Here is a 24791-nt window from a genome sequence, read left to right on the forward strand (position 1 = left end):
TTTAATTGGAAAAGGGTAGGACGATGGATCGAGTAGTCATCATTCCGGAGGAAATGCGCGAAATCGTCGCGCGCGCGGGGTATGCCCCGGCGGTTAAGGTCGGCGATACGATCTACGTCGTCGGGCAAGTCGGCCGCACGAGGGACCTTCAGGTGATTGAGGACGCGCAAGAGCAGTTTCGCGCCATGTGGGAAAACCTGCGCATTGTCCTTGAGGCAGCTAACTGCACCTTCGACGACGTGGTGGAGATGACTAGCTATCATGTTGAGATGTCGAAGCACATGGATATCTTCCGGACGGTGAAGAACGAAGTCTTCCCAAAAGGAACCTACGCATGGACGCGCATCGGCGTATCCGAGCTTGCACATACGGGCTTGCTTGCCGAGGTGAAATGCGTCGCGGTAAAGCAATCGCAGACAACCTCAAGCTGATTGGCCAAACAGGCTCAGCCAGCCACTCCGCTTGACGCGAATCGAACCAGCGTTCCGAAGAACGGCCCCCCATTACCACCAATGCAACCAACCCGCACTTTCAGTTATTGCAGTTAGAGGCCTTGTTCGCTATATTGACGGCGAAGGAGATATCGTCATGGCCAGCCAGATTGTTCATTTCGCCAGACTGTCAGATCGCGACCGAAAAATAGCAACGCCCTTACCAAAGCTGGTTGCCGGCGACAGGCTGGAACTCCACGTTCGTGATGCAGGTGGCAAGGAGCGGACGCTCCCGATCCCGCCCTCGGCCGCTGCGGCTGTTGAAGCCCTTCTGGCGCACATGCTGCGCGGAGAGCGCGTTGCCGTGCTGGCCGAGGACCAGGAACTGAGCCCGAGCGAAATTTCAGCCATTCTCGGCATCTCCCGCCCGCTCGTCGTCTTGCGCATGGACCGGGGCGATCTGCCATTCCGCTACGTCGGCAAACACCGCCGCGCCCTCCTTAAGGATGTGCTCGCGTTGAAGTCGAAGCTCGACAAACGACAGACGGCGATGGAAGCGCTAGCCGAGGACACAGAGGACCTGATCGAGACCTATGGCCTCTAATCCGCCCGTCGCGGTGTACGATGCCTGCGTCCTCTACCCCTTCCACCTCCGCAACATTCTGATCCAGTGCGCCTTCGACGGTCTTGTCGAGGCGCGCTGGACCGACGATATACATGATGAGTGGATGCGCAATCTCGCCGCCAACACACCAGGTTTGTCAATCGACCGTTTGAGAGCCACGCGCGACCGGATGAACGCGGTCCTCCCAGAAGCAGTCGTGGCTGACTATCGCCCGATGATTCACGCACTCACGCTACCGGATCCCGATGATCGACATGTCCTCGCGGCAGCCATCGCGGGCAAAGCCTCCGTCATCGTCACCTGGAACCTGAAGGACTTTCCCGCAAGCAACCTTCTCGCCCATGGTGTGACCAGCAAGTCGCCAGATGATTTCCTCACCGATCTCCATGCGGCGTTTCCGGAAGCGCTAATCTCCAGTGTCAAAAGTGCGAGGCATAATCTGCGAAAGTCGATTCCATCGGTTGAGGCGTTCGTCGACGTGCTTCATCAAGGCGGGTTGAAGAAGTTTTCAGGGATGCTACGCTGTTCGTCAAAACCGTCAAAACGACCAGCATCGATGCGGCTTATAATCAGACAACATTCTACGAGGCTTGGCGGTTGGCGATCCAGCGCTACGGCATCTACAATCCGCATACCGGCCGCGGCGCCATTAAGGGTCTGCTACCCCATGGCCCCCCACAATGTCCGGGACGTGCTTGCCACTCACATCCTGAAGCAAACAGGATCCTATGAGCAGGCCAGTTATGCCATTCAGGACACGCCCGACGTCGTGCAGCAGCACTACGGACGTTTTCTGCCTCAAGACAAGGCAGCATTAGCTGCGCGGATCCTCAATCAGGTATGGGAGGCAGCTTAGCGTTTTGGATGCTTCGCTTAGGCCATTGCAGGCATATGTGCAAAATGTCCGCGGCAACTGGGCACTGCTTATCGTCTCCGCCTTGAAGGGATCAGAACCAACGGCCCTGTCAATTCAAATTTCCTCTGTAACAGATTCGCTAGGCGAGCCAAGAATTTGGCCTGGCTGGAATGACTGATTGAGATCTGAAGCTGACAGGCAGCTCCAAGTCTGCCGTCTACGCTAGCGGACGCCGCCCGCAGGTTGCCTGTTCTTGCCGCCCCGCTGCCGGTCGCTTGCCGATCATTTGCCTCACGCCCTGATCCATCCTGTTGTAGGCTGCACCAGCTAGAAGGGGGCCCCTATGAAAAAATACACCGCTAAAGGAGCGACGATCAAAGAGTTGCGCGGGGGCCTTGACCGGCTGAGCACGCAAAAGGAGAAGGCGGCGGAAATCGGCGTCAGCGAACGCATGCTCGGTTTGATTGAAAATAATAATGCCGCCATCCCCATGACTACGGTCGATCGCTTGGCGAAAGCGCTTGGCGTGCGTCGCGAGCAGATCATCTATTCGGAAGGCGGGCCGGCTAGCGTGGAGGCGCTAGAGTCTACGGTTCCTCCGCTCCCTCCGGTCCCGCCTGTGGACTCTACCTTGGAGGAGCCGCCGCACGTCATTCCGCGCTTCGAGTGGGATTATGCCTACGCCACATCTGACGAGACGAGGCTCTATCACGAAGCGTCGCATTATCATGACCTTGTCACGGCAATTGAAATTGCGCTCACCGAAGAGACCAGTGGGGAGAACCCGTTTAACTGGCAACCGACAGATATCCATCCCACTTGATTTCATACAGCCAATCAGGCCCAGCTTGTGGACGAGGCTTGAGAAGCGCCAGGCAGGGTTCAACGCGGGCCGGCATTGGATCAAGGGAAGATTCGGTTGCGATAGATCTCGCGGCTTGCGCGCTCGGCTGCGAAGCGGCTTATCTTCTGCAAGAAGGGGCTTAAAACGCGGAGACTTTGCCATCAGACAATTACATCAGGAGGAGCTAAATGAAACTTGAAGAATGGCAGCGTATCAGATAACTTTGAACCGCGCCTATGCCTTTTGCGCTTTTCGATGTCACCTCTAACCTCGCCTTAAGGCGGGGTTTTTTTCTAGCTTGCCTTTTTCATTTCGGCCATGTCGTCCGGCAGAACGTGCAGCCCGACCTCGTGAGCGGCCTCAACGAAAGCTATGCGGGCGGTCTCGCCATCCACATACCATTCAATGGCTTCCATCGAGCGCCAGAGCGCCGTGTGATAGTTAGCCCCGCCTTTCGGCCACCGTCCGCCCATGAGCATTCCGACAAGATCCTGAACCGTTTCGGCGTGTCGATATTGGCCTGGGCCGTTGATCTCAACATCGAGCGGTTTGATGGAGACGGGCAAATCAATGTCCATCCGAAATCTCCTTGACATGAGGAAATTTAAGAATGGTGAAGTGATTCGCAGGAGTCCAGATGCGTGGAAAAATTTAAATTAGACGGAACTCAAGTTTGCCGTTTGCGTTGGCCGAATATAACTCACACCTCTACTGCCCCGCTTGTTTCCGCTTTCAGGTGGGGCTCTTTTTGAAAGACGGACGCACCAGACCGTTCCCTCGTGGAGCCTCAGTACCTGTTTCGTTCGATCTCAAAACTTGTGAGCTCTCACGTCGCGATCGTTCATGAGATTAACTAGGTCCTCTGCTTCGTGTGCTGTCAAGCAATCGAGCGGAGTGCCATCGATGATTACCGGACGATCAGTGGAGCGCTGTACAATGACCCATTTGCCATCGTAGACCATGCTTCTCGCCAGCCGATATTTTACCGCTTCCTGCGCGTTGCACATGACACCCCCTGAAGCGAAGCCCCAAGCGACTTTACCATGACGCTTGGAAGCCTCCCCTTGCTGCCCAGCGAACAGAGTGCCGCCGGTCAGCATACCCCTCACTGAGATCATACACCCGACAATGGCCTTGGGTTAGACGGACCAAGGTCCGACAACCGTTTAGCCCCCCTTGGTTATAGGAAACCGAAATTATCTAGGATCCCATGAGCGACCGAGACCTCAGAGAAGCCGCCAACAGTAAGGTCCAACGCGGGACACCTATCGACCTGCTTGAGATCGGACCCCGGCTCGTGATCGAGATGCATTTTACGGAGGACGAGGTTGTCAATGCCCTCTATGCGATGCAATCTGCCGGCTTGATCCAGATGCTCGATGGCAACCGGATACGAGTACTTTGACGCTTCACAGATGGGGAACGAAGAAAAGCGCCATGTACATCGCGGCCAGCGTGAGAAAGAGCATCTTTGGTCGAAACATTCATTGTTCCCCCTGATGGGCTGCAGAATGCGCCGGCAACCTTACTGATTGCTTAAATACAAAAAGCCCCTCTCCCGATCAAGGAAGAGGGGCTTGATTATGAGCGCGTGGTGCGGCGCGGCTGGTTTATCGACCAATCACCGACTTCGCCGCTTCCGCGGTTATGGACGAGACATTGATTTGGTCCATGTCATCATCTTTGAATCGCCTGAAGGCGCCAACCAGCTGCCTCTTGCTGGACGTTTCGATGCCTGGAATGTCCGGCCCCGACCTTTACCAGTCGCCTATCGCTGCACAAATCCATCTCCCGGTCGTGTTTATCACCGGCGTTGAAGACGAATCCGCACGATCAAGGCTCATCCAGCAAGGAGCGACAGACTGCCTTTTGAAGCCCTTACAGGACGATGCTTTGCAGGATGCTCTCGCGCATGCCATCGGAGAAGCCTAACTGTTTCTTTTCGGTATCACCGACGATACCGAACATGGTCGTGATTTCACTCAGCGATGGGTCTCGGCTTCAATGTAGGTCCGACAGCGAGACCAGCGGGCCGGTATCTAAAATCCCGAGACGCGCTGCAGTCACGACAAGTTCGGGCACCGAATGAGCATTCATCTTTCTCATCATTTGACCGCGATGCGCCTTCACAGTAATTTCGCTGATTCCAAGTTCGAAGGCGACCTGCTTATTCAGCCACCCGGCGCAGACAAGGGACATCACCTGGCGCTCTCGTGGGCTTAGCAATTGGTATCGCTCTGACATGGTTGATAGTTCGAGACGGCGCGCTAACTGGTTTCTGCTTAGCTCAATGCAATCTTCGATCGCAAGCAACAATCGGTCATCGGGAAGCGGCTTTAACAAATATTCGCGTGCTCCAGCCTTCATCGCACATACCGCGGCGGTCACGTCGTCGACACCCGTGATGAAAATGATCGGCATTGCATCGCATTTGCCGCAGATCATGCCCTGAAGGTCGAGACCGCAGAGGTCCGGCAGTTTTAGATCCAGTATCAGGCACGTTGGCACATCCGGTCTCGGACGTGCCAGAAATGACGCGGCACAACCATGTGTTTCGGCGCGCCAACCACAGGAATGGATCAATCCTTCCAATGACTCACGCACCGATACATCGTCGTCGACAATGTAGATCAGCGGTGTAGACGTATCGGTGGGGTATGGCGCACCAGTTCTGTTCTGGTGAAGTATCCTGAGCATAGCGACTCCTCCAGTCGTTCACCGGCCCTTGCCGGCATCCTCGGTCCTTCGGCCGTAACGATCGTCGGAGATGACGATCTGACGGTCGAGAGCATTCATTGCTCTTCACTCTGCCAGAGGCGGCCCGGAATAGCCTGTTTGATAGTGCTTGGAATTATTAGACGTTGATGAACCGGCGAATCTCATGGCGTCGGGGGGCGATGGAACTGCGCGGTTTATTCAGCTAAGATTTGAACGCCTTTAAAGGAAGCGCGCTGCATGTTTACAGAGCGAGTGGCATCTAGCGGTGAAATTTTCTTCGACAGATTTTGCCTTAATCTGAGTGAACGTCTTCTGACCTTAGATGACCAGCCGGTGGAGATCGGCGGCCGAGCCCTCGACATCCTGATCCAGCTTGCCTGCAATCCCGACGCAGTTCTCAGCAAGGCCGACATCATGGACAGCGTCTGGCCTGATATCACCGTCGAGGAAAGCACTCTCCGATTTCACATGTCCAACCTGCGCAAGGCATTGGGAGACGGTGTGAACGGTGCGCGTCTCATCGTAACGGTCGCCGGTCGCGGTTACCGCTTCGTCGTGCCGGTACGGTCGGCAGTGACACCGGTTGCGCGAGTGGGTACAGACGTCACGGCGTCGCATCTCCTGCCGCCGCGCATCAGCCAGTATATCGGCCGGCGCGATGGCATTCACGAACTGTCGAACAAGCTGATTTCATCGCGGTTCGTAACCATTATCGGGCCGGGTGGCGTTGGCAAAACGACCTTGGCACTGGCGGTTGCGCACGAAATGTTGGAGCCTTTTGTTGGTCGCGTGCTTTTCCTCGATCTGGGAATGCTAGACGATCCGAGCATGGTGCCAACCTCACTCGCATCGACGCTGGGTATTGCTGTCCGATCGATTGATCCGACGCCGAGTCTCGTAACGTTTCTGCGAAACCAACGGATCCTTCTTGTCCTCGACAATTGTGAGCACGTCGTCGAATCCGTCGCTGCCGTTACGACGGAAATATTCAATGCAACGCCGCAGGTCTACCTTCTGACAACCAGCCGGGAAGCGCTGAGGGTGGCGGGTGAATCCGTCTTCAAACTCGATCCGCTCGAGGTGCCACCAGATGGGGCTCAAATGACCGCCGAGGACGCTCTCGCTTTTCCCGCAGCGCAACTCTTCATGGAGCGCGCCAAAGCGACTGGCGCCCGCATTGAGCATACGCGCGACGCCGCCGGGCTCGTTTCGGCGATTTGCCGGAAACTGGATGGTGTCGCCCTTGCAATCGAGCTGGCGGCGGGACGTGTCGAAGCACTGGGACTGCGACAGACCGCAGAACTTCTCGACCAACACCTCTCACTGTCGTGGCCAGGTCGCCGATCAGCTCCGGGACGACAGAGGACCCTCCAGGCTACCCTTGACTGGAGCTACGAGCTCCTCTCGCCGATGGAGCGCGTGATTTTAAGATGCGTCGCTGTTTTTTCGGGTCATTTCACGCTCGATGGAGCGATTGGCGTCGCCCCGAGGGAGATCGCCGCAGGCCTGGTCATCGAAGCGCTCGAGAACCTGGTTGGGAAGTCCATGGTTGCATCCCGTCAGCTGAACGGTGCCACGCGTTATCGGCTGCTTGCGACGACTCGCGCCTACGTCATTGCACTGAAAGGCGACCCGGTTGCGGGCCGAAATCTCTCAAGACGTCATGCGGAATACTGCATCGGCTGGCTCGAAAACAATGCTCTGGCAGGCGTTGCACTTCGCGAGACCAGCGCCCGTGCGCGCTATCTCGACAGTCTCAACGACGTCAGAAGTGCATTGGAATGGTGTTTTGGACAGTCGGGCGATCAGCCCGCTGGGATACGCCTTGCAGCGCGGGCCGCCCCGATCTTTCTCGGTCTGTCACTTCTGGGCGACTGCTACAAATGGTGCGGGACGGCAATTCGCGCCCTTGGCACGCAGGAGTCCGGCTCTCCCGACGAAATGCATCTTCAGGCCGCATTTGGCTTATCGGTGATGTTTACGCGGGGCAGCAACGATGACGCGCGCGAGGCATTGAACCGAAGTCTCGCAATTGCCGAAAAGCAAAACGATATCCGCAGCCAATTGCAGCTCTTGGCACCCCTGACGATGTACCATCTAAGGATAGGCGATTTCAGAACGGCGATCGAACTCGGCCGAAACGCTTCGCGCTTGTCAAAATTCGTCAATGATCCAGGGACTGAAGCGCTTGCGCATTCGATCATTGGAATATCGCTGACCCACACAGGAGACCTTGCTGGCGCCCGCGCCGAACTTGAGGCCGCCCACCAGAATCCATCGCCAATCCTCGATCCTGCCGCAATTTACCTCGGCTTTGACGGGCACGATCTTGCTGGCATCTTCCTTGCGAAGACCCTTTGGTTGCAAGGTTTTGCCGATCGGGCGAGATCTTGCGCCGACGAAACGATTTCGGACGCGTTCGAAAAGGACCATCCAGTCACACTGTCCATCGCATTGATCTGGGCGATCTCACTCTACATTGCCATGGAAGACGTGAAGGTGGCGCAGGAGCTCCTCGACCAGTTTACAGCTCGCGCAGAACTCCATTCGCTCGAGCCATATCTGGCGGCAGCACGCGCCTACAGGGGTCTGCTCGCCGTCCGGTCCGGCAATGCGGGCAGCGGCGTTCCGATGCTGACGTCAGCGCTCGCCGATCTGCACGCCGCTAAGTATGAACTCTTCACGACTACCTTTACCATCGCGCTTGCACGAGGGGTGGCTGAGATCGGTAGCAATGACGAGGCGCTGACCGTTCTGGGCGAAGCCATAGCTGGAGTAACTGCGAGTGGTGATGTCTCTCACATGCCTGACCTGCTGCGCGCCAAAGGAAACCTATTGATGAAGGGCGGCTATCACGAAGAAGCCGTCGAAGAATGCCTGTCTGAGGCCATCACCTGGAGTCGCGAGCAAGGCGCGGTCATCTCTGAGCTCGCTGCCACGATCGACCTCGCAACCTTGCGCCAGCAGAGGGGAGTGAGCGGAGTGAGAACAATGCTTCAAAGCGTATATCTTCGACTGTCCGAGGGGTTCGAGAACCCACTTGTGCGTCAGGCCGAACGTCTTCTCGCTCGACTGCCATAGAACCACGTGCCTCTGAGACGAGCAGGAGCGCGCCTTTCGGACAAACGCCCTAGAGGTCAAGAACGGCATCGCTTGTCGGATGACAGCAGCACAAAAGGACATTGCCTTCTGCTGGCTGGTCGATCGGATCCGGTTGATACGACACGTCGCCTGCGATTATCGCTGTCTCGCAATTGTGACAAACGCCCGTACGACATGACCAACGCGCCGGTACATCGCAGGCTTCAGCCAGTTCGAGCAGGCTGGCGAATGTGGAACTCCACCGCACAACAGGCCGCTGCGGGCAAACGAGATCATCGGACCAGAACCGGTCACGCCCTCCGGGGCATGTGGAGGGCGCACATGTCTTTCAGCGATACCGGGCGTCGGGGATTTGCCCGCGCCAAATTCCTCGGTATGAAGTCAATCTGGTAGACGAACACCGCCCGGTTTTCACCGCCATGGCCGGCGGTATCGCCCTGCCCGTCTCCATTAATGTTCAATCTGCGAACCATGCGTGGCCCCTTTACGGGCTCCTTCCAGATGGCGGTGCTGACCACCTGTCCCCGCCATGGAATGTTGCGCAGAAGTCCGACATTCAGGGAAAGCAGTTGGGCCATCGACACCTCTCCATTTCATGGGCTTCGCAGGGCGGAACTGGCAATTGCGCAGCACGCTCATCCGCCCGGAATGCAGCGTAGATCATTTCGAGCTTTTGATCGGGCCATCACGCCACTGACGATTGAGCCTATCCCTGATACCGGAGCTCGCGCTTTTGTCTCCTGCGCTCTTCCTTTCCGACCAGCAGGGCGCGCTCGACGGCAGGCCGGATCGACATTCGCGAAACCCATTTGCCGACGCTTGGGAAATCCGAAAGATCGATCCCGGCATTCTTGTGCTGAACGACCCACGGGAAGCATGCCATATCGACGATCGAATAAGGTCCGGCGATATATTCAATGTTCGAGAGTTGTTTCTCAAGCACCTGGTAGAGACGACGAACCTCGCCGCTGAATCTCTCGATTGCGTAAGGAACGTGTTCAGAGACGATATTGCGGAAATGGTTCGCCTGGCCTGCCATCGGTCCCAGTCCAGCGACCTGCCAGAACAGCCATTCGTCAACCCTCACCCGCTGCCTTTCGTCTTCGCCATAGAAGCGGTTAAACTTCCGACCAAGATACTGAAGAATTGCTCCGGATTCGAAAATTGAAATTGCCTGACCGCCCGGCCCGTCGGCATCCACGAGAGCGGGAACCTTGTTGTTGGGCGCGATCCGCAGAAAATCGGGCGCAAACTGTTCGTCGCGTCGGATGTTGACGTAGGTCAGCCTATAGGGGACTTCGAGCTCCTCCAGCATGATCGTAATCTTGCGGCCATTGGGTGTCGGCCAGAAATATAGATTGAGGGCAGCGTGCGCCAAGTCGTCTCCAATTGTCCCGACCATCAGTATACACCCGCGCTGAGCGTCCTCTCGAACCGGTCCACCACCGCTCCAGCTAACACCATGATCTGTTCATGGCGGTCACTGTCGCACTTCAATTTGCCCCCGTCGATCACACGATGGTATCGAAGACCGCGCTTGCAAATTGCGGGCGGATACTGCCAATGTCAAAATCCGCCTGCAGAAATCGCCGAACCCGTCACTGCGCTCGCTACATCGGAGATCGGAATGCAATCAGCTTCGCGATCGAGGTTGTGGACACCCAGCCGTTGACGTCGGCTGTTGGCATGCCCTGCCGGTTCTGGGGCGTCGAGATCGAAGTTATCTGGAAATAAAAATGCCCAGCCCACTGTGCAAATGTGAACATCGAGTTTGGCGCGGTGGGATCCCCTGTCCCGACTAATGGGTATCTATGTCCGACGAGGCGTACGACTAAGTTTTCAGGAGACGTCGCTCTTAAAGCACCTGTGGACGGATGTGGGCATTTTTGGAGGGCTTCGCAAAGCCTCCAACGGCATATAAGGCAGAACAATCTCGTATTCTATCGACGCGGGTCAGCCGTGGATCAGGCGTCGCGACATTGATGGAGTTCATCGGTGAGAGCGGCGCGAAACGCCTGCCAACATAGCAGTAGCGAAACCTCGGCGCGCGTCCATTCACGGAGATTGGGCGAGCGCGGTAGGAGTTTGTGCTAAGCGGTCCGAAGGCGGACCGGTTACAACATACCGTGAAGACCATCACCTTCAGTTGGTTGTAGATGGAAACAGCACTGCGAGACCATCATACTCCTGCAAGCCAGTTGCGCGGATCAACTGACGCCGTTTAATACCACCATCTTGTCGTCGGCCATCTCCTCCATCGTCCAGGGAATACCTCCGACACCATACCCCGACTGCCTGCGTCCGGCAAAAGGCATCCAGTCGGTTCGAAAGGCCGTGTGGTCGTTGACGAGCACAGCCGACGCGTCGAGATGCTTTGCAGCCTTGAGCGCGACGGTTATATCGGTGGAAAAGACACTCGCCTGGAACGCATATGGCAGCGAATTGGCGATACGGATCGCCTCATTGAGATCGCTATAGCCATAGACACAGGTCAGCGGTCCGAATACCTCGAGCCGCGACACCTTGGCGTCCGCTGGCGGATCGAGCAGGACGGAAGGCAGAAGCGTGGTCTCCGACAGTCGCCCTCCCCCGAATTGCCTCGCTCCGGCATCGGTCGCTTCCTTGGTCCAGCTTGCAACGCGATCCGTCTCGCGCGGCAGGATCAGCGGCCCGACCTCCGTCTCCTTCAGAGTGGGGTCGCCGACGTGAAGGCTTGCGACCCTGACGGCGAGCGCGTCGGTGAAGTTGGATAGGATGTCATTGTGCACGAAGAGGCGCTGCACCGACACACAGACCTGCCCCGCGTGATAATAGCCGCCTTTGACGATCGTGCCGACGATTGCGTCGATGCTGGCGCTGCGATCGACGATGACCGGGGCTGCTCCACCATGTTCCAGCGCACATCTCGTGCCCGGCGGCAGCTTGCTTTTCAGATACCAGCCGACCTTCGCCGAGCCGATGAAGCTCAGGAAGGCGACGCGCTGATCCGTAGCAAAGCTCTCGGCAAGCGCATTGTCTTCCGTGATGAAGGTCTGGCACCAGCGCTCGTCCAGTCCCGCCTCCCAGAACAGCTTGACGATCTCGATGCAGGAAATCGGTGTGGTTGCCGCCGGCTTGACGATGACGGGGCAGCCAACGGCCACCGCGGGCGCAATCTGGTGGACGTTGAGATTGAGGGGGTGATTGAACGCCGATATCGCCGCCACGACGCCGATCGGCTCCTTGGTGGTGAAAGCCCATCGGTCGGTACTGGCAGCAGTCAGGCCCATCGGGATTTCCTTGCCACCAAAATTGCGCAGCTCATCCGCCGCGTTGACGAGACCATCGATCCCGCGCGTGACCTCCGCGATCGCATCCGTCAGCGGCTTGCCACCCTCACGGGCGATCATGATGGCAAAGCGGTCACGGTTCTCCGATAGAAGCTCGGACACTCTTCTGAGGATAGCCATCCTGCGATGAGTGGGTAGCCAGGCGCTACGATCGGCATAGGCTTTCGCGGCAACATCGAGCTTATGCTCGAGAACAGCGGCATCATCGGCCGGTATTTCGGCAATGAGCGCGCGATCGAATGCCTGATAGACCTTCAGGTTAGGCGTCATCTTGATCCTCCAGGATGGCGGGAAGCCGCTCGCGCAATTCCTTCACCAGCACACGTTCGTTTTCTGAATAATCGACCGGAACGTTCACCAGATGAACGCCACCGCCGGAAAAGGCATCTTCGAGCGCCTGCTTGAACTGGCTGATGTCGTCGACCCTGGTCCCCTTGGCGCCGTAGGATTGCGCATATTTCACGAAATCCGGGTTGCCAAACGTCATCCCGAAGTCTGGAAACTCGTCCACGGCCTGTTTCCAGCGGATCATACCATAGGCATCATCCTCAATGACGAGGATGACAAGATTCAGCTTCAGCCGGATGGCCGTTTCGATCTCCTGCGAATTCATCAAGAAGCCGCCATCCCCGCAGACCGCCATGACACGCCGTTCCGGATAGAGCATCGAGGCAACCATGGCCGATGGGAGACCGGCGCCCATTGTCGCAAGGGCGTTGTCGAGCAGCAGCGTGTTCGCCATGCGGGTCCGATAGTTCCGTGCGAACCAGATCTTGTACATGCCGTTGTCAAGCGCCAGGATGCCGTCATGCGGCATGACTTCCCGGATGTCATGAACCAGCCGCTGCGGCGTGAAGCGATCTTCCGTCGCCCGAACGGCGATGCGCTCAAGGATGCGCTCGCGCAGGTGAAGAAGGGCTTGCGCGTTCGGCAGCTTGCCTTCGAGGCGATCCGCCAGGACCTTCAACGATGGGCCGATATCGCCGATGACTTCCGATTGCGGGAAATAGACCTGCTCAACGGTTGCCGGCTGATAGCCGACATGGACAACGTTCGGACCATCCTTGCCCATGATAAAGGGCGGCTTCTCGATCGTATCATGGCCGATGGTGATGATGAGATCGGCCTGCTCGATCGCCTCATGGACATAGTCCCGCTCCGACAGTGCAGCGGTGCCCATGTAGAGCTCTGTTCCGCCGGGGACCGTTCCCTTGCCCATCTGGGTCGTGAAGAACGGAATGCCGGTGCGGATGACGAATTGTGCGATGTCCGACGTCGACCGAGGACGCGAAGCGGCTGCCCCGAACATGAGGAGCGGGCGTTTTGCCGCAGTAATGAGGGCGGCCGCGCGATCGAGCGCCGCGTCGCTCGCGATCGGCAGCTCCAGCTGATGCGGGGCGACCAGAGCGACCGGTGCGCATTCCTCGGCAGCGATATCCTCAGGGAGCTCGAGATGGATCGGACCCGGTCTCTCCTCCTGCGCGATCCGGAAGGCTTCCCGAACCATTGTCGGGATCATCTGCGGCGAGACGATTTGCCTGGCAAGCTTGGTAAGCGGCTTCATCGACGCCACCACGTCGACTACCTGGAAACGGGCCTGTCGCGACGAAAGTATGCCTTTCTGACCGGTGATCATCACCATCGGCATGGCGCCGAGCAGCGCATATGCGGCGCCCGTCGAAAGGTTCAGGGCGCCAGGCCCGAGCGTCGTCAGGCAGACGCCCGGCCTGCCTGTCAGGCGGCCATAGGTCGCGGCCATGAACGCAGCCGCCTGCTCATGCCGGGACAGCACCAGCTGAATGGACGATTTGCGGATAGACTCGACAACATCGAGATTTTCTTCGCCTGGAATACCGAAGATACGCTCGACACCCTCGTTTTCGAGTGCGGCCACCAGGAGATCGGAGCCTTTGGTCATGACGAATGCCTCGTTTGGTTATCAGGTCGATCCATGAGCGATCGCGATGGAGCGAGTGCAAACATAAGCGCCTTCCCGATCCGATCCAACGGTAGTTCGGTGCATGTATCGCAGATTAGGTGTGCTTAATCGGCCTGCAGAGGATCGCGAGAAAGGAGACACCTTTCGCGCCAATTTGGGATACCGCAAATATTTGCCTTGAAGGGAGTCGAACCTGCGATCCGACAGTTGCCACCGCAGTAAGTCGCTGATCCGGCGTGTTTATGCTCTCTTAGACGCGGATCCCAGCAAATGGAGTCGTGCGGGCAAGGCAGCCTCTCGTGGCGCACCATTCTCATGTCACCTTGGATGGGGGATATACCCCCTGCTCCCATCCAGCAGCGTCTTCGTGTAGGAATGCTGGACACCACCCTCTAACAGTTGCTTCCGAGTTGCAATCTCCACAAAAACGCCGTCCTGCATGACCGCCACGCGATTGCAGAGATGCGCGATGACCGCCATGTCATGACTGACTAGAATGTAGGTCAGCTTCGAGCGTTCGCGTAGATCCTTCAATAAGTTGAGTATCTCGGCCTGGATCGAGACGTCGAGTGCCGAGGTTGGTTCATCGAGGAGGAGGATCTTCGGTTCGAGAATGAGAGCACGGGCAATGGCCACGCGCTGCCGCTGCCCGCCGGACAGTTGATGCGGAAAGCGATGCCGGAAGCCCGGCGGCAGGCCGACGTCGCGCAGCACCTGTTCGACGCGCTCCTGCCTTCGATCCAACCCATGGATTTCGAGAGGCTCCAGCAGCGTGCGCCCGATTGTGTGACGCGGATGCAGGGAGCCGAACGGATCCTGAAACACCATCTGCTGCTTGGCCAGCTGCGCGCGCGACCGCTTCGGGCCGACCATGTCGCCGTCGATCGAAACCGCGCCGCTCCATCCCTTGATGCGTCCGGCCAATGCGCCGAGCACTGTCGACTTGCCGCAACCGCTTTCGCCCACCAGGCCGAATGTCTCGCCGGGCGCGACCTCAAAGGCGACGCTTTTCACGACCTGCTTTAAATCATTGCCGCTACCAAAGGACACGGCGAGATCATTTACCGATATGATGGACATCTCACGCCTCCGCCCAGCTTGCCTGACGCTTCAGCACTTCCAGACGATCTCGAGGATGATCGAGACTTGGCAGTGCCTCAAGAAGGCCGCGTGTATACGGATGGGTTGCTTCGTCGAGCCTGGCGGCGTCGATCGTTTCCACAATCCGGCCCGCATACATGATAATGACGCGGTCGCAGAAACTCTTCACGAGGTTGAGGTCGTGGGAGATGAAGATCAGGCCGATATTGCGCTCGGTGATCAGGTCATCGAGAATCGACAGCACCTGCTGGCGCACCGTCACGTCAAGTGCGGAAGTCGGCTCGTCGGCGATGATCAGCGAGGGTGACGAGATCAGCATCATCGAGATCATGATGCGCTGGCCCATGCCGCCGGAAACTTCGTGCGGGTAGAGATTGAAGACCCGCTGCGGGTCGCGGATATTCACCCTCTCCAGCATGGCGAGCGTGCGCTCCCGCGCCGCCTTCTTTCCAAGGCGCTCATGCAGGATGACGGTTTCTGCGATCTGCTCGCCGACGGTCATGACGGGATTGAGCGAGTATTTCGGATCCTGCAGGATCATCGAAATTCGGCTGCCGCGGATCGCGCGCATATCGGCTTCGCTGGCGGCCAGAAGATCGACGTCCTCGAAGCGCATCTCGTCGGCAACGACGCGAGCAGTATCGGGCTGCAGTCGCATGATCGCGCGTCCCGTCGTGCTCTTGCCCGAGCCGGATTCGCCGATGATGCCCACTTTCTCGCGGCCAACATCGAACCTCACATTCTTGACGGCGTTGACCACGCCGGACAGCGTCGGAAACTGCACCGACATGTTCTTGACCGAGAGGATCGGTTTTGACTGTTCAGGCATTGCGGGGATCCATGATGTCGCGCAGTCCGTCGCCAAGCAGATTGAAGGCGAGACTGACCAGAAGAATGGCGATGCCGGGAACGGTCGTAAGCCACCAGGCGTCGAGAAGGTATTGCCGCCCGGCGGCCGCCATGGCGCCCCATTCGGGCATCGGCGGCTGCGCGCCGAGCCCGAGGAAGCCAAGACCGGCGGCCGTCAGGATGACGCTCGACATGTTAAGCGTCAGGCGAATGATGATCGACGGCGCGCAAAGCGGCACGATATGGCGAAACAGAATGCGTCCCATGCCCGCGCCCTGCAACTCGGCTGCGACGACGAAATCGGCGGCACGGAACGTCAGCGTTTCGGCGCGCGCCAAGCGCGCGATCGGTGGCCAGACGGTGAGTGCAATGGCGACCACCGCATTCTCGATCCCAGGACCGAGGGCAGCGGAGAAGGCGAGCGCCAGCACGAGACTTGGAAAGGACAGGAAGATATCGGTAACGCGCATCAAGACGACGTCGACCCAGCCGCCGAGATAGCCGGCGGTCGCGCCGATCGCAAAACCGATGGGCGCAACGATGACCGTCACCAGAATGCTGATGTAGAGCGTCGTGCGGGCACCGTAGACGAGACGTGAGTAGACGTCCCGGCCGAATTCGTCGGTGCCGAACCAGTTGGCGGAGGATGGCGGCTTCAGCGCCATCCTCAGATCCTGGGCGATCGGATCATGGTTTGCGAGCAGCGGCGCGATGGTTGCGATCAAAACCAACATCAGCACGACGAGGAAGCCGGCGAAGGCCAAAGGATTGGCGATCAGGTTCAGCCACAGGACATAGGCCTTGTGGAGCCGTGCCTGACGTGTCGAGGAGAACTCCTCGTTGATCAGCCAATTGTGCAGATCGTTGAAATAGCGGGTCGCCATGATGTCACCGGGTACGCGGATCGAGGAATCGATAGGTCAGGTCCGACAAGAGGTTGATGGCAATCGAGATGATGCCGATGAGGAGCACGCTGCCGAGCACCGCGTTCATGTCGGCGAAAAACAGCGCCGACGTCAGGTATTGGCCGAGGCCGGGCCATGCGAAAACCGTCTCGATTAGAACAGTGCCGTCAAGCAGGCCGCAATAGGCGAGAGTGACGATCGTGAGCAGCTGAACGCGAATGTTGCGGAACGCGTGGCGCCAGACGATCGCCCGCTGTCCGAGGCCCTTGGCCTTGGCGGTCAGCACGTATTCCTGCCGCAACTGCTCGAGCATGAAGCTGCGGCTCATTCGGCTGAGATAGGCCATCGCGGCATAGCCGAGGATCAGCGCGGGAGCCGCGACATGCAGCAGAGCGTCCCAGAACACCTCCCACTCGCCGGCAAGGATCGCGTCAACGAGGATGGAATTGGTCGGTCCTTCGACCAGCCCTTCATTATAGACGTCGAGGCGGCCGCTGCCGGGTATGAGGCCGAACTTTGCGTAGAAGACGAGGATGACGATCGTGCCCAGCCAGAAGATCGGCGTCGAGTGGCCGAGCAGGCCGACGATACGCGCCAGGTGATCGACCCAGGTGCCCTTGCGGACAGCGGAAATGATACCGAGCGGGATACCGAAGCCGGCGCCGATGATCGTAGCCAACGTGGCAAGTTCCAGCGTTGCCGGGAAGACGCGGGCGAGATCGCTTGCGACCGGGTGTTTCGTCACATGCGACTGGCCGAAATCCAGATGCGCGACATTGCCGAGATAGGTGGCGAACTGCACATAGAGCGGCTGATCGAGCCCCATTTCCTTGTAGACGCGCTCATAGGTCTCGTGATCGGCCTGGTCGCCGATGACGGCGATAACCGGATCGGCGGGAACCATGCGGCCGACGACAAAGGTGATCACGAGCAGACCAAGTAGCGTTGTCAGGATGACGGCAAAGGATGCCGTCACCTTGCGCAGCGCGCCAAGCGCTGCACGTCCGCCTGCTGGCGCGTTTCCAGATGTCTGCGAGATACTCACATCATTCTCCTCGACAGGAAGGCTTTACTTGCCCTTCGAGACGGTGTCCCAACGGGTGAGCCAGGTCGAATGACCGACATAGCCCTTGACTTCCTTTCTGACCGCCTTCGCGTCAGTGCGCTGGAAGGAAGTGATCAGGGCCGGTGAAGCGTCCAGATAGGCCTTGTTGATCTTGGCGTAGAGAACGGCGCGCTTCTCCTGGTCTGTTTCATGCGCGGCCGCCGTGACCATGTCCTGGATGTCTTTTGGAACCTCCCAGGCGGAGCGCCAGGCGATCAGGCCGGAGAGTTTCGCATCGTCGGCGTTGTTCGGGTTGGTCGCATAGGACGCCAGGACCGCGTGCGGGTCGGGCAGGCGTTCGCCGGTGCGCGCCGAAAAGATCTCGAATTCGCGATTGCGGAACTTGCCGATATGGTCGCCACCCTGCAGGTCGAGCTTGATGCCGGCCTTGGCGGCGTTCGCCTGCAGCGACTGGGCAACTTCGTATTCCGGTGTGACGGGCGTTGCGTAATAGACCTTGGAGAATCCGTCAGGATAGCCAGCTTCCGCCAAGAGCTGCTTGGCCTTGTCGATATCCAGCTTGTAGGGATTATCCGTGCTGGCGCCGGGCAGGCCGCCGGGAATGATCGTCTGCTGCTTGATGCCGTAATATTTCATGACGGTATTGGCGAGACCGTCGTAATCGATGAGGTAGCGGAATGCCTCGCGAACCTTAGGCTTGGAGAGGATTTCGTCCTTCTGGTTGAGCGCCAGATAGTAGAAGCCGAAGCCCGGCGTCTTTTGGATATCGGCCTTGCCGCCCGCTTCAATCGCCGCCAGATCGGTGGAGGAAAGACGCGTCGCGACGTCGACGTCGCCGGCTTCCAACTGCAGACGCTGGCCTGACGATTCCGGCATGTGGCGAAGGATCACCCGGCGCATCTTCGGCGCGCCCTGCCAGTAATCCTTGAAGGCGTCGGAGATCAGGAGGTCGTTGACGCGCCAGGTTCTGAGCGAATAGGGGCCGGATCCGGCATCGTTGGTCTGCAGGAATTCGCGCCCCATGTCGCCGTTCTTCTCGTTCTTGGCGAGAAGCTGGCTGTCCAGGATCGAAGTCGAGAAGCTCGCGAGCGAGAAGAGGATCAGGTTCGGGTTCCAAACCTCCGGCGTCTGCAGCACGACGGTCGCATCATCCGTCGCCTTGATCAGCTCATCGACATTCTTGTCGGTGATCCCCCACTGGCGAAGATCGACTGAAGGTGCCAGCCCGAGCTTCACCAGGCGGCGCAGCGACCACTCGACGTCCTTGGCGGTCAGCGGGTTTCCGGAATGGAACGTCACGCCGGAGCGGATCTTGAAGGTGAAGGTCTTTCCGTCGTCGGAAACCGTCCAGCTCTCGGCAATACCCGGCTGCGGCTTGGTGATGTCGTCGGCGGAGAGCACGATCAGTCGCTCATAGAGGTTGGCGACGATTTCCGCCGATTCCAGCTGGTTGAGCTCGTTGGGATCCAGTCCGCGCATGGAGGACATGTTGGTGGCGATCACCAGCTGGTCCTTCGGCGTTGCAGCCTGCACTGCGAGCGGCATGGCAAGCGTCGATACCATCATAGCCGATGCCATCAGAAAACTGCGTCTTTTCATCGTCCTATTCTCCTCCCTGGTGCGCCGGACCTCGCCCCGAACGCGAATTTTCATATCGACATTGATCTGAAATCTGGTATATCAGATCTCACAAAACGATTTTGCCGTCAACGGGGGAATTTTCGGGACATGCAAAAAGAGGCATCGACAGAGCCTGGTGCAGACCGCATCGAAAAAATCGACCCGCGGTTTTTGACGACCCTGCGCGACCATGTGCACAAGGCGCTGCGAGCGGCGATCCTTTCCGGTCGCTTTGCGCCGGACGAGCGGGTTAACGAACGTCAGCTCGCCGAGCAGCTTGGTGTCAGCACCACGCCCATCAAGGAAGCCTTGCGCCAGCTTGAGACGGAGGGGCTGGTGGAGACCTTGCCACGCCGCGGCGTGCTTATCCGTTTCAATGCGGGCTGGGCCGAGGAGATGATTTTGGCGCGCGCCGCATTGGAATCGATGATTGCGCACCTGGCCGCCAAACGCATTGAGAAGGCCGAGGCCGGCAAGCTGGAAGACACCGTCGCGCTGATGCGCAAGGCGACCGAAGACGGCGCGGCCGACGACCTGATTTCGCTCAACGAGACGTTTCACGAACAGATCCATATCGCTTCGCGGTGCCAGTATCTCTCGCGCATGATTGAACGGCAGCAGTTCTACGACGCCAGCATACGCCGCGTCATCCATTCCGATCCGCTCGAGCGCGGCAAGGCGTTGGCCGAACATGCCGCGATCGCCGCCGCAATCATATCCAACGACAGCGACAAGGCCGAACGCGTCATGCGCGACCACGTCGTCCGTTCCGGCGAAACCTACCTCAACATCGTGTTCAATAAGAAGGAGGACATCTGACGTGACCGAGGCAATGGAAAAGATCCGAAAGGCCCTGACGGGCATATCGGGCGTGCCCGTGACCCCCTACAAAGCGGATGGCAGCGTCGATACCGCCAAGCTCTCGGCCCTGATCACCCGCCTCGCCCATGCGCGTGTCCACAATCTTATGGCGGCCGGCAACACCGGTGAGTTCTTCACCCTGACCATGGACGAAGTGCGCGCGGTCCATGCAGCGACGATCAAGGCCGCCGCCGGCAAATCGCTGGTCAGTGCCGCCGTCGGCCGTTCGCTGACAGAAGCCAAGGCGCTCGCCCGCGATGCCATCGCCGAGGGCGCCGATGCGATCATGGGTCATCACCCGATGGACCCCTTCGCCGGCCCAAGCTACCAGGCCCGGTATTTCCTTGAGCTTGCTGACGCCAGCACCGTTCCTGTCATCGCCTATGTGCGCAGCGACACCTTCTCCGTCGCCGACTTCCGCAAGCTCACGCTTCACCCCAATATCGCCGGGATCAAGTTTGCATCAGGCAATCTGATGCTCCTCGCAGAGGTGATCCGCGCGACCAGGGATGCGCCGGCGATCTGGGTCTGCGGCCTCGCCGAAGGTTGGGCGCCGGCCTTTTATGCCATGGGCGCCCGTGGCTTCACCTCCGGCCTCGTCAACGTCTTCCCGAAACGTTCGCACGCCATCCACCAGGCGCTGGAAAAGGGTGACTACACCGCCGCCCGCGCGCTCATCGACGATATCGCCGGCTTCGAGGCACTGCGCACCAAATATCTTAACGGCGCCAATGTCACCGTTGTCAAGGAAGCGCTCGGCATGCTCGGAACCGATGTCGGCCCCGTACGCGTTCCCGGCGTCGAGAGCCTGACCGAAGCCGAACGCGCGGACCTGCGCGCCATCGTCGACAATGTCGCCGAAAAGAGCCGCGCGGCCTGAGGAAGATCCCATGCATATCACAGGCTTCAAGACCTACATGCAGCGCGTGGACGATCGCCCTCGCCTGCTTCTCAAAGTCGAAACCAGCGAAGGGATTTCCGGCTGGGGCGAGTGCTACAACCACGGCCCTGACTGGGCGCTGCCGCCCCTTCTCGACTACCTCTTTCATCAGGTCGAGGGCGAGGATCCGCGGCGCGTGGAATTCCTCGTTCTCAAGCTCAACCAGCAATGCCGCTTTCCGCCAGGTGCGCTCGGCCTTGCGGCGATTTCGGCGATCGATCACGCGCTCTGGGATATCGCCGGCAAGGCCGCCGGTCTGCCTGTTTACATGCTGCTCGGCGGCAACGTACGCGATCGGGTCAAGGTCTATTGCGGCGTCTATACAGCACCAGACCCGGAAGCCGCACGCGATCAATCGCTCGAACTGAACGAGAAGTACGGTTACACTGCCTTCAAGCTCAGCCCCTATCGCCGCGACCTTCATGTCGGCCGCTGGGGCGAACTCGTCAAGGAGACCGGCGACTGGTTCGGCAAGATCCGCGAGATCACACCATCGCACTTCGATTATGCATTCGACGCCCATGCGAAGATCTCCGAACCCTACCAAGCCGTCCAGCTCGCCGCCGCCATCGCGCCAAATGATCCACTGTTCTATGAGGAGCCAATCCGGCCGGAACATATCCCGGCTTGGGCGGAGTTGAAATCAAAGGTCACCGTTCCCTTGGCAACCGGTGAATCGCTCTATTCGCGCTTCGAGTTCCTGTCGCTGCTGTCGGCCCGCGGCGCCGATATCATCCAGCCCGATATCTGCGTGGTCGGTGGCGTCAGCGAAATGCGGCGTATCGCGACCATCGCCGAGGCGCACTATGTGACGGTCGCGCCGCACAACCCGATGGGTCCACTGGCAACTGCGGTGAACATCCACTTCTGCGCGGCCCAGCCGAATTTCAAGGTGCTGGAGTTCAAGCCGCACGTCCACGCGCCGTGGGCGGCCGACCCCTACATGCCCGTCGGTGGCCACATGGAGCTACGGCCTGATCGACCCGGCTGGGGTCTGGAGATCGACGAAAAGGCGCTGCAGACGGAGGACTACATTCACTGGGAGCGGAAGATCACCCGCAAACCCGATGGCGCGACGGCCTATCCTTGATAGGCTTCACGCCTGGCTGCCGCGCGAGTGCGCTGCAGCCAGCGTTCGATCCAGAAATGTGGGCCTAGTGGTCTTGAAGGGATAAGAACCCACGGCCCGTCGTTGCAAACGCTATTCGCCTGAGATTCCTCAGTCGCGGACATTGCCCCTACCTAGATGAAAAAAGTCGAGGTTTGAGAAAGGCAATAAATATGGCCTTTAGGCTTACAAATATGGACAGATATAAACTTGACAGCAGACCTTCAAGTGAAGCTTTGGCGTCTTGACGAGCCGGCTCAAGCGGTTATTGGACCACGGGACAAGTGTCCTGATCAGAAAGAGGCGCTCAAGGATAGCCACGTATTTCTGTGCGGTGATGCTCGACAATCCGAGCGCCACACCGAAACTGCTCTGATTGACCAATTGTCCGGCGTGTTCCGCTAGGACATCGAGCAGCCGCGGAAGCCGGTCCAACTGATCGATGTTGGCGATATCACCACGTCGCGGTCGAGGATCAAATTCACATAATCTTCCAGCCAAGCAGTCCGCCGGCGGGGCGTCGGCCGACGCAAAGCTTCTGGATAGCCACCTTGTAGCACCGTCAACCGCAGCTCGTCGCCAACGACGGTGTTTTGCCAGGCGGAAGGCTCCTCTCCAGCGAAAAAACCGATCCAGCAGACGACCCGGAGTGGATTGAATCTCAGATTGGGCAAATGGCAGCAATGGACCGCCATACGACCGGCGAGCGAGTCTGCAATGGCCGGAACGGTGGCCAGATTGGCTGAGCCGTTGAGCAAGAACCGTCCGGGCTCGTCCTCGCGGTCAACGCTTTCCTTGATCGCAAGTATCAGTTCGGGCGCCCGTTGCACCTCGTCGATCAGGGCCCGTTTGATACCTCGGATAAAGCCGATCGGATCGGTCCTTGCTGCGTTAAGCGTACCAACATCATCGATGTGTTATAAATGGACGATCGGAGCCAGAGACCTGTCGCGCAAGGGTCGTCTTTCCGGCTTGCCGCGGACCGGCGATGAGCACGACTCGTGTGTCAGCCAGCGCAGTTTCGACGATCGGTCGGGCTCAGTGTTCGATCAGCTTTTTCGGTAGCGGCGAATCTGTCATCGGCTATCATTAACTGGGTCGCCGGCTAATTTAAAGCACAGGTCCCGCATTTTTTAATTCACGCTACGGCTAATTAAAAGTGCGACGTTTTGCGCGGCATATCCAGATTTATACCGATTTCTGCCGGGAAACACGCAGCGGCCGAGAAGTCACGCGTCAAACCGACTTCCGAAGTTTCGATGTATTCTATTCAAATAGGGTTGCGCCCTTGCCCGATCGCGGCTCTGGGAGAGCCTTCCACCGCGAACGGGCGGTTCTCCTTGCCTGGGACATGACAAGTTAACCCACGGCCCATCAGCCGATGCTCACCAAGAGCCACGAAGCCGACATCGACTTTATGAGCGACTTGGTCGAACGCGGTGCCGGATATGAAAATTCCGCCAGGCTCGGCAATTCCCTGTAGACGGGCGGCTATGTTGACGCCGTCGCCATAGATGTCATCGGCTTCGACAATGATGTCGCCAAGGTTGATCCCGACGCGAAACCGCATGGGTTGTTCGTCTGGGACTCCCTGATCTCTGCCTGACATCCTCCGCTGGATTACGGCCGCGCATTGAACCGCGTCCACGACGCTAGCAAATTCAATCAGGACGCCATCGCACCACACTTGTCATCGCCCATCGGCTGTCGACGGTGCGGGCGCTCGCTCGGCTGCTGGACTTCGGTAAGGGCAAGATCATCGAAGAGGGCGACCACCAGGCGCTGATCCGGCGCAGCGACGGCATCTATCGCCGTTTGTTTGAGCGCCAGGCGCTTGAGCTAACCAAGGGACTGGTCGCATGAATCGAAACGCCAGGTAGCCCCACCACCCTCTGGCCTAAAATCTCAACCTGCTGCCTGATCATGCATGGCTTTCTAACAGGAAGGCCATGCACCTTTGCCACGTTGGCACTCGTATTCCTCAGCCTACGACTGGCGGGGTCGTTCCGTTAACGCTCATATCACGTCAGCTCGACCGGTTAAGTGCCGAGATCGGCGGGGCCGGCGAGATCTTCAGCCGCGTGTCGCGCGAGAGGCGTTGGCAGATCAGCCAAGGCAACCGTCGCGCAGTCATCGCTTAGCGCGATCATTTCGGGAGCCGCGAGGAGATGGGTCACGGAGACGGCGAGCGCGCTCCAATCCCCGCTGCTGGCACGCCTGGAAGATGCCTGCACGCATCCTGCCCGGCCGAAAGACATTGACGTGCTTCATGCCCGCGTATCGTTCGCTGGTTTGCGTCTCGCCGACGTCCCGGTGATCGCTACGAAGGGCGCATATGAGGCTTCGACCATGAAGCGCTGTACGGCCAATTGTCCAGCGTATCGACTATGCAGCCGAGCACCTTGTGGATAGCGCCAGAAACCGCTCCAGTCTCTATCCCTCACTTCCCGGAGCAATATTAATTTGCCGCAATTGGGGCCGCTTGCACCTTTTTGTT

At 58.7% G+C, this 24791-nt stretch carries 23 protein-coding genes and 6 pseudogenes; 12 read left to right on the top strand and 17 right to left on the bottom strand.

Features of this window, described 5'->3' with window-relative positions:
- Positions 1 to 23 precede the first annotated feature (23 nt).
- From RGCCGE502_RS16430 to RGCCGE502_RS16445, 5 genes and pseudogenes are all read left to right on the top strand, one after another.
- Entirely contained in the window at positions 24 to 431 is a 408-nt protein-coding gene (locus RGCCGE502_RS16430) for a RidA family protein (RefSeq protein WP_016555299.1), read from the top strand.
- 157 nt (positions 432 to 588) lie between these two features.
- Entirely contained in the window at positions 589 to 1035 is a 447-nt protein-coding gene (locus RGCCGE502_RS16435) for a MerR family transcriptional regulator (protein WP_016555300.1), read from the top strand.
- Positions 1025 to 1519, top strand: a pseudogene (locus tag RGCCGE502_RS37955) (PIN domain-containing protein); the annotation flags it as partial. The gene RGCCGE502_RS16435 and the pseudogene RGCCGE502_RS37955, both read left to right, overlap by 11 nt.
- 56 nt (positions 1520 to 1575) lie before the next feature.
- Positions 1576 to 1912, top strand: a pseudogene (locus tag RGCCGE502_RS36600) (hypothetical protein); the annotation flags it as partial.
- Positions 1913 to 2255: 343 nt separating this feature from the next.
- The gene (locus RGCCGE502_RS16445) at positions 2256 to 2735 is read left to right on the top strand and encodes a helix-turn-helix transcriptional regulator (protein ID WP_016555302.1); all 480 of its coding nucleotides are present in this window, start codon (positions 2256 to 2258) and stop codon (positions 2733 to 2735) included.
- Here RGCCGE502_RS16445 and RGCCGE502_RS37960 read toward each other — a convergent pair.
- Positions 2719 to 2918, bottom strand: a pseudogene (locus tag RGCCGE502_RS37960) (non-homologous end-joining DNA ligase); the annotation flags it as partial. The gene RGCCGE502_RS16445 and the pseudogene RGCCGE502_RS37960 sit on opposite strands and share 17 nt — an antisense overlap.
- Positions 2919 to 3049: 131 nt before the next feature.
- Positions 3050 to 3334 carry a DUF982 domain-containing protein gene (locus tag RGCCGE502_RS16450; RefSeq protein WP_016555303.1) on the bottom strand — a complete coding sequence of 95 codons (285 nt, stop codon included), beginning with the start codon at positions 3332 to 3334 and terminating at the stop codon, positions 3050 to 3052.
- 632 nt (positions 3335 to 3966) lie between these two features.
- On the opposite strand from RGCCGE502_RS16450, the gene RGCCGE502_RS16460 reads away from it, so the two are divergent.
- Positions 3967 to 4161 (top strand): hypothetical protein, encoded by a 195-nt coding sequence (locus RGCCGE502_RS16460; protein ID WP_016555305.1) that lies wholly within the window; start codon positions 3967 to 3969, stop codon positions 4159 to 4161.
- A 266-nt stretch (positions 4162 to 4427) separates the two neighbouring features.
- Positions 4428 to 4688 (top strand): response regulator, encoded by a 261-nt coding sequence (locus RGCCGE502_RS39080; protein WP_016555306.1) that lies wholly within the window; start codon positions 4428 to 4430, stop codon positions 4686 to 4688.
- 69 nt (positions 4689 to 4757) lie between these two features.
- On the opposite strand, the gene RGCCGE502_RS16465 is transcribed toward RGCCGE502_RS39080, so the two are convergent.
- Complete coding sequence (locus RGCCGE502_RS16465) at positions 4758 to 5453, bottom strand: response regulator transcription factor (RefSeq protein WP_016555307.1); 696 nt, start codon at positions 5451 to 5453, stop codon at positions 4758 to 4760.
- A 258-nt stretch (positions 5454 to 5711) separates the two neighbouring features.
- Between RGCCGE502_RS16465 and RGCCGE502_RS16470 the strand changes: the two genes are divergently transcribed.
- The gene (locus RGCCGE502_RS16470; protein ID WP_016555308.1) at positions 5712 to 8555 is read left to right on the top strand and encodes an ATP-binding protein; all 2844 of its coding nucleotides are present in this window, start codon (positions 5712 to 5714) and stop codon (positions 8553 to 8555) included.
- Positions 8556 to 8604: 49 nt separating this feature from the next.
- Here RGCCGE502_RS16470 and RGCCGE502_RS35340 read toward each other — a convergent pair.
- From RGCCGE502_RS35340 to RGCCGE502_RS16520, 10 genes and pseudogenes are all read right to left on the bottom strand, one after another.
- Positions 8605 to 8957: pseudogene (locus RGCCGE502_RS35340) on the bottom strand (2Fe-2S iron-sulfur cluster-binding protein); the annotation flags it as partial.
- Entirely contained in the window at positions 8867 to 9154 is a 288-nt protein-coding gene (locus RGCCGE502_RS16475; protein ID WP_016555309.1) for an MOSC domain-containing protein, read from the bottom strand. The gene RGCCGE502_RS16475 and the pseudogene RGCCGE502_RS35340, both read right to left, overlap by 91 nt.
- A 128-nt stretch (positions 9155 to 9282) precedes the next feature.
- Complete coding sequence (locus tag RGCCGE502_RS16480) at positions 9283 to 9978, bottom strand: glutathione S-transferase N-terminal domain-containing protein (protein WP_016555310.1); 696 nt, start codon at positions 9976 to 9978, stop codon at positions 9283 to 9285.
- 805 nt (positions 9979 to 10783) lie between these two features.
- Positions 10784 to 12175, bottom strand: a complete 1392-nt coding sequence (locus tag RGCCGE502_RS16490) for an aldehyde dehydrogenase family protein (RefSeq protein ID WP_016555312.1) — start codon at positions 12173 to 12175, stop codon at positions 10784 to 10786.
- Positions 12165 to 13823, bottom strand: a complete 1659-nt coding sequence (locus RGCCGE502_RS16495) for an acetolactate synthase large subunit (RefSeq protein ID WP_016555313.1) — start codon at positions 13821 to 13823, stop codon at positions 12165 to 12167. Before RGCCGE502_RS16495 ends, RGCCGE502_RS16490 begins: the two co-directional genes overlap by 11 nt.
- 339 nt (positions 13824 to 14162) lie before the next feature.
- Entirely contained in the window at positions 14163 to 14924 is a 762-nt protein-coding gene (locus RGCCGE502_RS16500; RefSeq protein WP_016555314.1) for an ABC transporter ATP-binding protein, read from the bottom strand.
- Between the two features lies 1 nt (position 14925).
- Positions 14926 to 15774 (bottom strand): ABC transporter ATP-binding protein, encoded by an 849-nt coding sequence (locus tag RGCCGE502_RS16505; RefSeq protein WP_016555315.1) that lies wholly within the window; start codon positions 15772 to 15774, stop codon positions 14926 to 14928.
- Positions 15767 to 16678: an ABC transporter permease gene (locus RGCCGE502_RS16510; protein ID WP_016555316.1), complete on the bottom strand. Its 912-nt coding sequence runs from the start codon at positions 16676 to 16678 to the stop codon at positions 15767 to 15769. The genes RGCCGE502_RS16505 and RGCCGE502_RS16510 overlap by 8 nt, the downstream gene beginning before the upstream one ends.
- 4 nt (positions 16679 to 16682) lie before the next feature.
- Positions 16683 to 17744 carry an ABC transporter permease gene (locus RGCCGE502_RS16515; RefSeq protein ID WP_016555317.1) on the bottom strand — a complete coding sequence of 354 codons (1062 nt, stop codon included), beginning with the start codon at positions 17742 to 17744 and terminating at the stop codon, positions 16683 to 16685.
- Between the two features lie 24 nt (positions 17745 to 17768).
- Positions 17769 to 19364 carry an ABC transporter substrate-binding protein gene (locus RGCCGE502_RS16520; protein ID WP_016555318.1) on the bottom strand — a complete coding sequence of 532 codons (1596 nt, stop codon included), beginning with the start codon at positions 19362 to 19364 and terminating at the stop codon, positions 17769 to 17771.
- A 129-nt stretch (positions 19365 to 19493) separates the two neighbouring features.
- Here RGCCGE502_RS16520 and RGCCGE502_RS16525 point away from each other — a divergent pair, with 129 nt between their 5' ends.
- The 3 genes from RGCCGE502_RS16525 to RGCCGE502_RS16535 are packed head-to-tail and all read left to right on the top strand — an operon-like array spanning position 19494 to position 22276.
- Positions 19494 to 20204, top strand: a complete 711-nt coding sequence (locus RGCCGE502_RS16525; RefSeq protein WP_016555319.1) for a GntR family transcriptional regulator — start codon at positions 19494 to 19496, stop codon at positions 20202 to 20204.
- Positions 20205 to 20217: 13 nt separating this feature from the next.
- On the top strand, positions 20218 to 21126 hold the full coding sequence (locus RGCCGE502_RS16530) for a dihydrodipicolinate synthase family protein (RefSeq protein WP_016555320.1): 909 nt from the start codon (positions 20218 to 20220) through the stop codon (positions 21124 to 21126).
- Between the two features lie 10 nt (positions 21127 to 21136).
- On the top strand, positions 21137 to 22276 hold the full coding sequence (locus tag RGCCGE502_RS16535; protein WP_016555321.1) for a mandelate racemase/muconate lactonizing enzyme family protein: 1140 nt from the start codon (positions 21137 to 21139) through the stop codon (positions 22274 to 22276).
- Positions 22277 to 22480: 204 nt separating this feature from the next.
- Here RGCCGE502_RS16535 and RGCCGE502_RS39195 read toward each other — a convergent pair whose 3' ends face one another.
- The 3 genes and pseudogenes from RGCCGE502_RS39195 to RGCCGE502_RS16545 all read right to left on the bottom strand — a co-directional run.
- A complete protein-coding gene (locus RGCCGE502_RS39195) occupies positions 22481 to 22795 on the bottom strand; it encodes a DUF4143 domain-containing protein (protein ID WP_439332343.1) in 315 nt (104 codons plus the stop codon).
- On the bottom strand, positions 22696 to 23124 hold the full coding sequence (locus tag RGCCGE502_RS37965) for a DUF8612 domain-containing protein (protein WP_244441710.1): 429 nt from the start codon (positions 23122 to 23124) through the stop codon (positions 22696 to 22698). Before RGCCGE502_RS37965 ends, RGCCGE502_RS39195 begins: the two co-directional genes overlap by 100 nt.
- Before the next feature lie 545 nt (positions 23125 to 23669).
- A pseudogene (locus RGCCGE502_RS16545) lies at positions 23670 to 23972 on the bottom strand (adenylate/guanylate cyclase domain-containing protein); the annotation flags it as partial.
- On the opposite strand from RGCCGE502_RS16545, the pseudogene RGCCGE502_RS35345 reads away from it, so the two are divergent.
- Positions 23972 to 24157: pseudogene (locus RGCCGE502_RS35345) on the top strand (ABC transporter ATP-binding protein); the annotation flags it as partial. The pseudogenes RGCCGE502_RS16545 and RGCCGE502_RS35345 overlap by 1 nt on opposite strands.
- 176 nt (positions 24158 to 24333) lie before the next feature.
- Here the strand turns inward: RGCCGE502_RS35345 and RGCCGE502_RS34525 are convergent.
- Positions 24334 to 24552: a type 2 periplasmic-binding domain-containing protein gene (locus RGCCGE502_RS34525; protein WP_016555324.1), complete on the bottom strand. Its 219-nt coding sequence runs from the start codon at positions 24550 to 24552 to the stop codon at positions 24334 to 24336.
- Positions 24553 to 24791 lie beyond the last annotated feature (239 nt).

Source organism: Rhizobium grahamii CCGE 502 (assembly GCF_000298315.2).
In the GTDB taxonomy this organism is placed as follows: domain Bacteria; phylum Pseudomonadota; class Alphaproteobacteria; order Rhizobiales; family Rhizobiaceae; genus Rhizobium; species Rhizobium grahamii.

Excerpts from the sequence above, each read along its gene's own strand:
- RGCCGE502_RS16475 (WP_016555309.1), bottom strand. The coding sequence starts at position 9,154 with ATGGCCCAACTGCTTTCCCTGAATGTCGGACTTCTGCGCAACATTCCA.
- RGCCGE502_RS16465 (WP_016555307.1), bottom strand. The coding sequence starts at position 5,453 with ATGCTCAGGATACTTCACCAGAACAGAACTGGTGCGCCATACCCCACC.
- RGCCGE502_RS16525 (WP_016555319.1), top strand. The coding sequence starts at position 19,494 with ATGCAAAAAGAGGCATCGACAGAGCCTGGTGCAGACCGCATCGAAAAA.
- RGCCGE502_RS16495 (WP_016555313.1), bottom strand. The coding sequence starts at position 13,823 with ATGACCAAAGGCTCCGATCTCCTGGTGGCCGCACTCGAAAACGAGGGT.
- RGCCGE502_RS16535 (WP_016555321.1), top strand. The coding sequence starts at position 21,137 with ATGCATATCACAGGCTTCAAGACCTACATGCAGCGCGTGGACGATCGC.
- RGCCGE502_RS34525 (WP_016555324.1), bottom strand. The coding sequence starts at position 24,552 with ATGTCTTTCGGCCGGGCAGGATGCGTGCAGGCATCTTCCAGGCGTGCC.
- RGCCGE502_RS16480 (WP_016555310.1), bottom strand. The coding sequence starts at position 9,978 with ATGGTCGGGACAATTGGAGACGACTTGGCGCACGCTGCCCTCAATCTA.
- RGCCGE502_RS16505 (WP_016555315.1), bottom strand. The coding sequence starts at position 15,774 with ATGCCTGAACAGTCAAAACCGATCCTCTCGGTCAAGAACATGTCGGTG.
- RGCCGE502_RS16520 (WP_016555318.1), bottom strand. The coding sequence starts at position 19,364 with ATGAAAAGACGCAGTTTTCTGATGGCATCGGCTATGATGGTATCGACG.
- RGCCGE502_RS16430 (WP_016555299.1), top strand. The coding sequence starts at position 24 with ATGGATCGAGTAGTCATCATTCCGGAGGAAATGCGCGAAATCGTCGCG.
- RGCCGE502_RS16490 (WP_016555312.1), bottom strand. The coding sequence starts at position 12,175 with ATGACGCCTAACCTGAAGGTCTATCAGGCATTCGATCGCGCGCTCATT.
- RGCCGE502_RS16435 (WP_016555300.1), top strand. The coding sequence starts at position 589 with ATGGCCAGCCAGATTGTTCATTTCGCCAGACTGTCAGATCGCGACCGA.
- RGCCGE502_RS16450 (WP_016555303.1), bottom strand. The coding sequence starts at position 3,334 with ATGGACATTGATTTGCCCGTCTCCATCAAACCGCTCGATGTTGAGATC.
- RGCCGE502_RS16530 (WP_016555320.1), top strand. The coding sequence starts at position 20,218 with ATGGAAAAGATCCGAAAGGCCCTGACGGGCATATCGGGCGTGCCCGTG.
- RGCCGE502_RS16460 (WP_016555305.1), top strand. The coding sequence starts at position 3,967 with ATGAGCGACCGAGACCTCAGAGAAGCCGCCAACAGTAAGGTCCAACGC.
- RGCCGE502_RS16470 (WP_016555308.1), top strand. The coding sequence starts at position 5,712 with ATGTTTACAGAGCGAGTGGCATCTAGCGGTGAAATTTTCTTCGACAGA.
- RGCCGE502_RS39080 (WP_016555306.1), top strand. The coding sequence starts at position 4,428 with ATGTCATCATCTTTGAATCGCCTGAAGGCGCCAACCAGCTGCCTCTTG.
- RGCCGE502_RS16510 (WP_016555316.1), bottom strand. The coding sequence starts at position 16,678 with ATGGCGACCCGCTATTTCAACGATCTGCACAATTGGCTGATCAACGAG.
- RGCCGE502_RS16500 (WP_016555314.1), bottom strand. The coding sequence starts at position 14,924 with ATGTCCATCATATCGGTAAATGATCTCGCCGTGTCCTTTGGTAGCGGC.
- RGCCGE502_RS16445 (WP_016555302.1), top strand. The coding sequence starts at position 2,256 with ATGAAAAAATACACCGCTAAAGGAGCGACGATCAAAGAGTTGCGCGGG.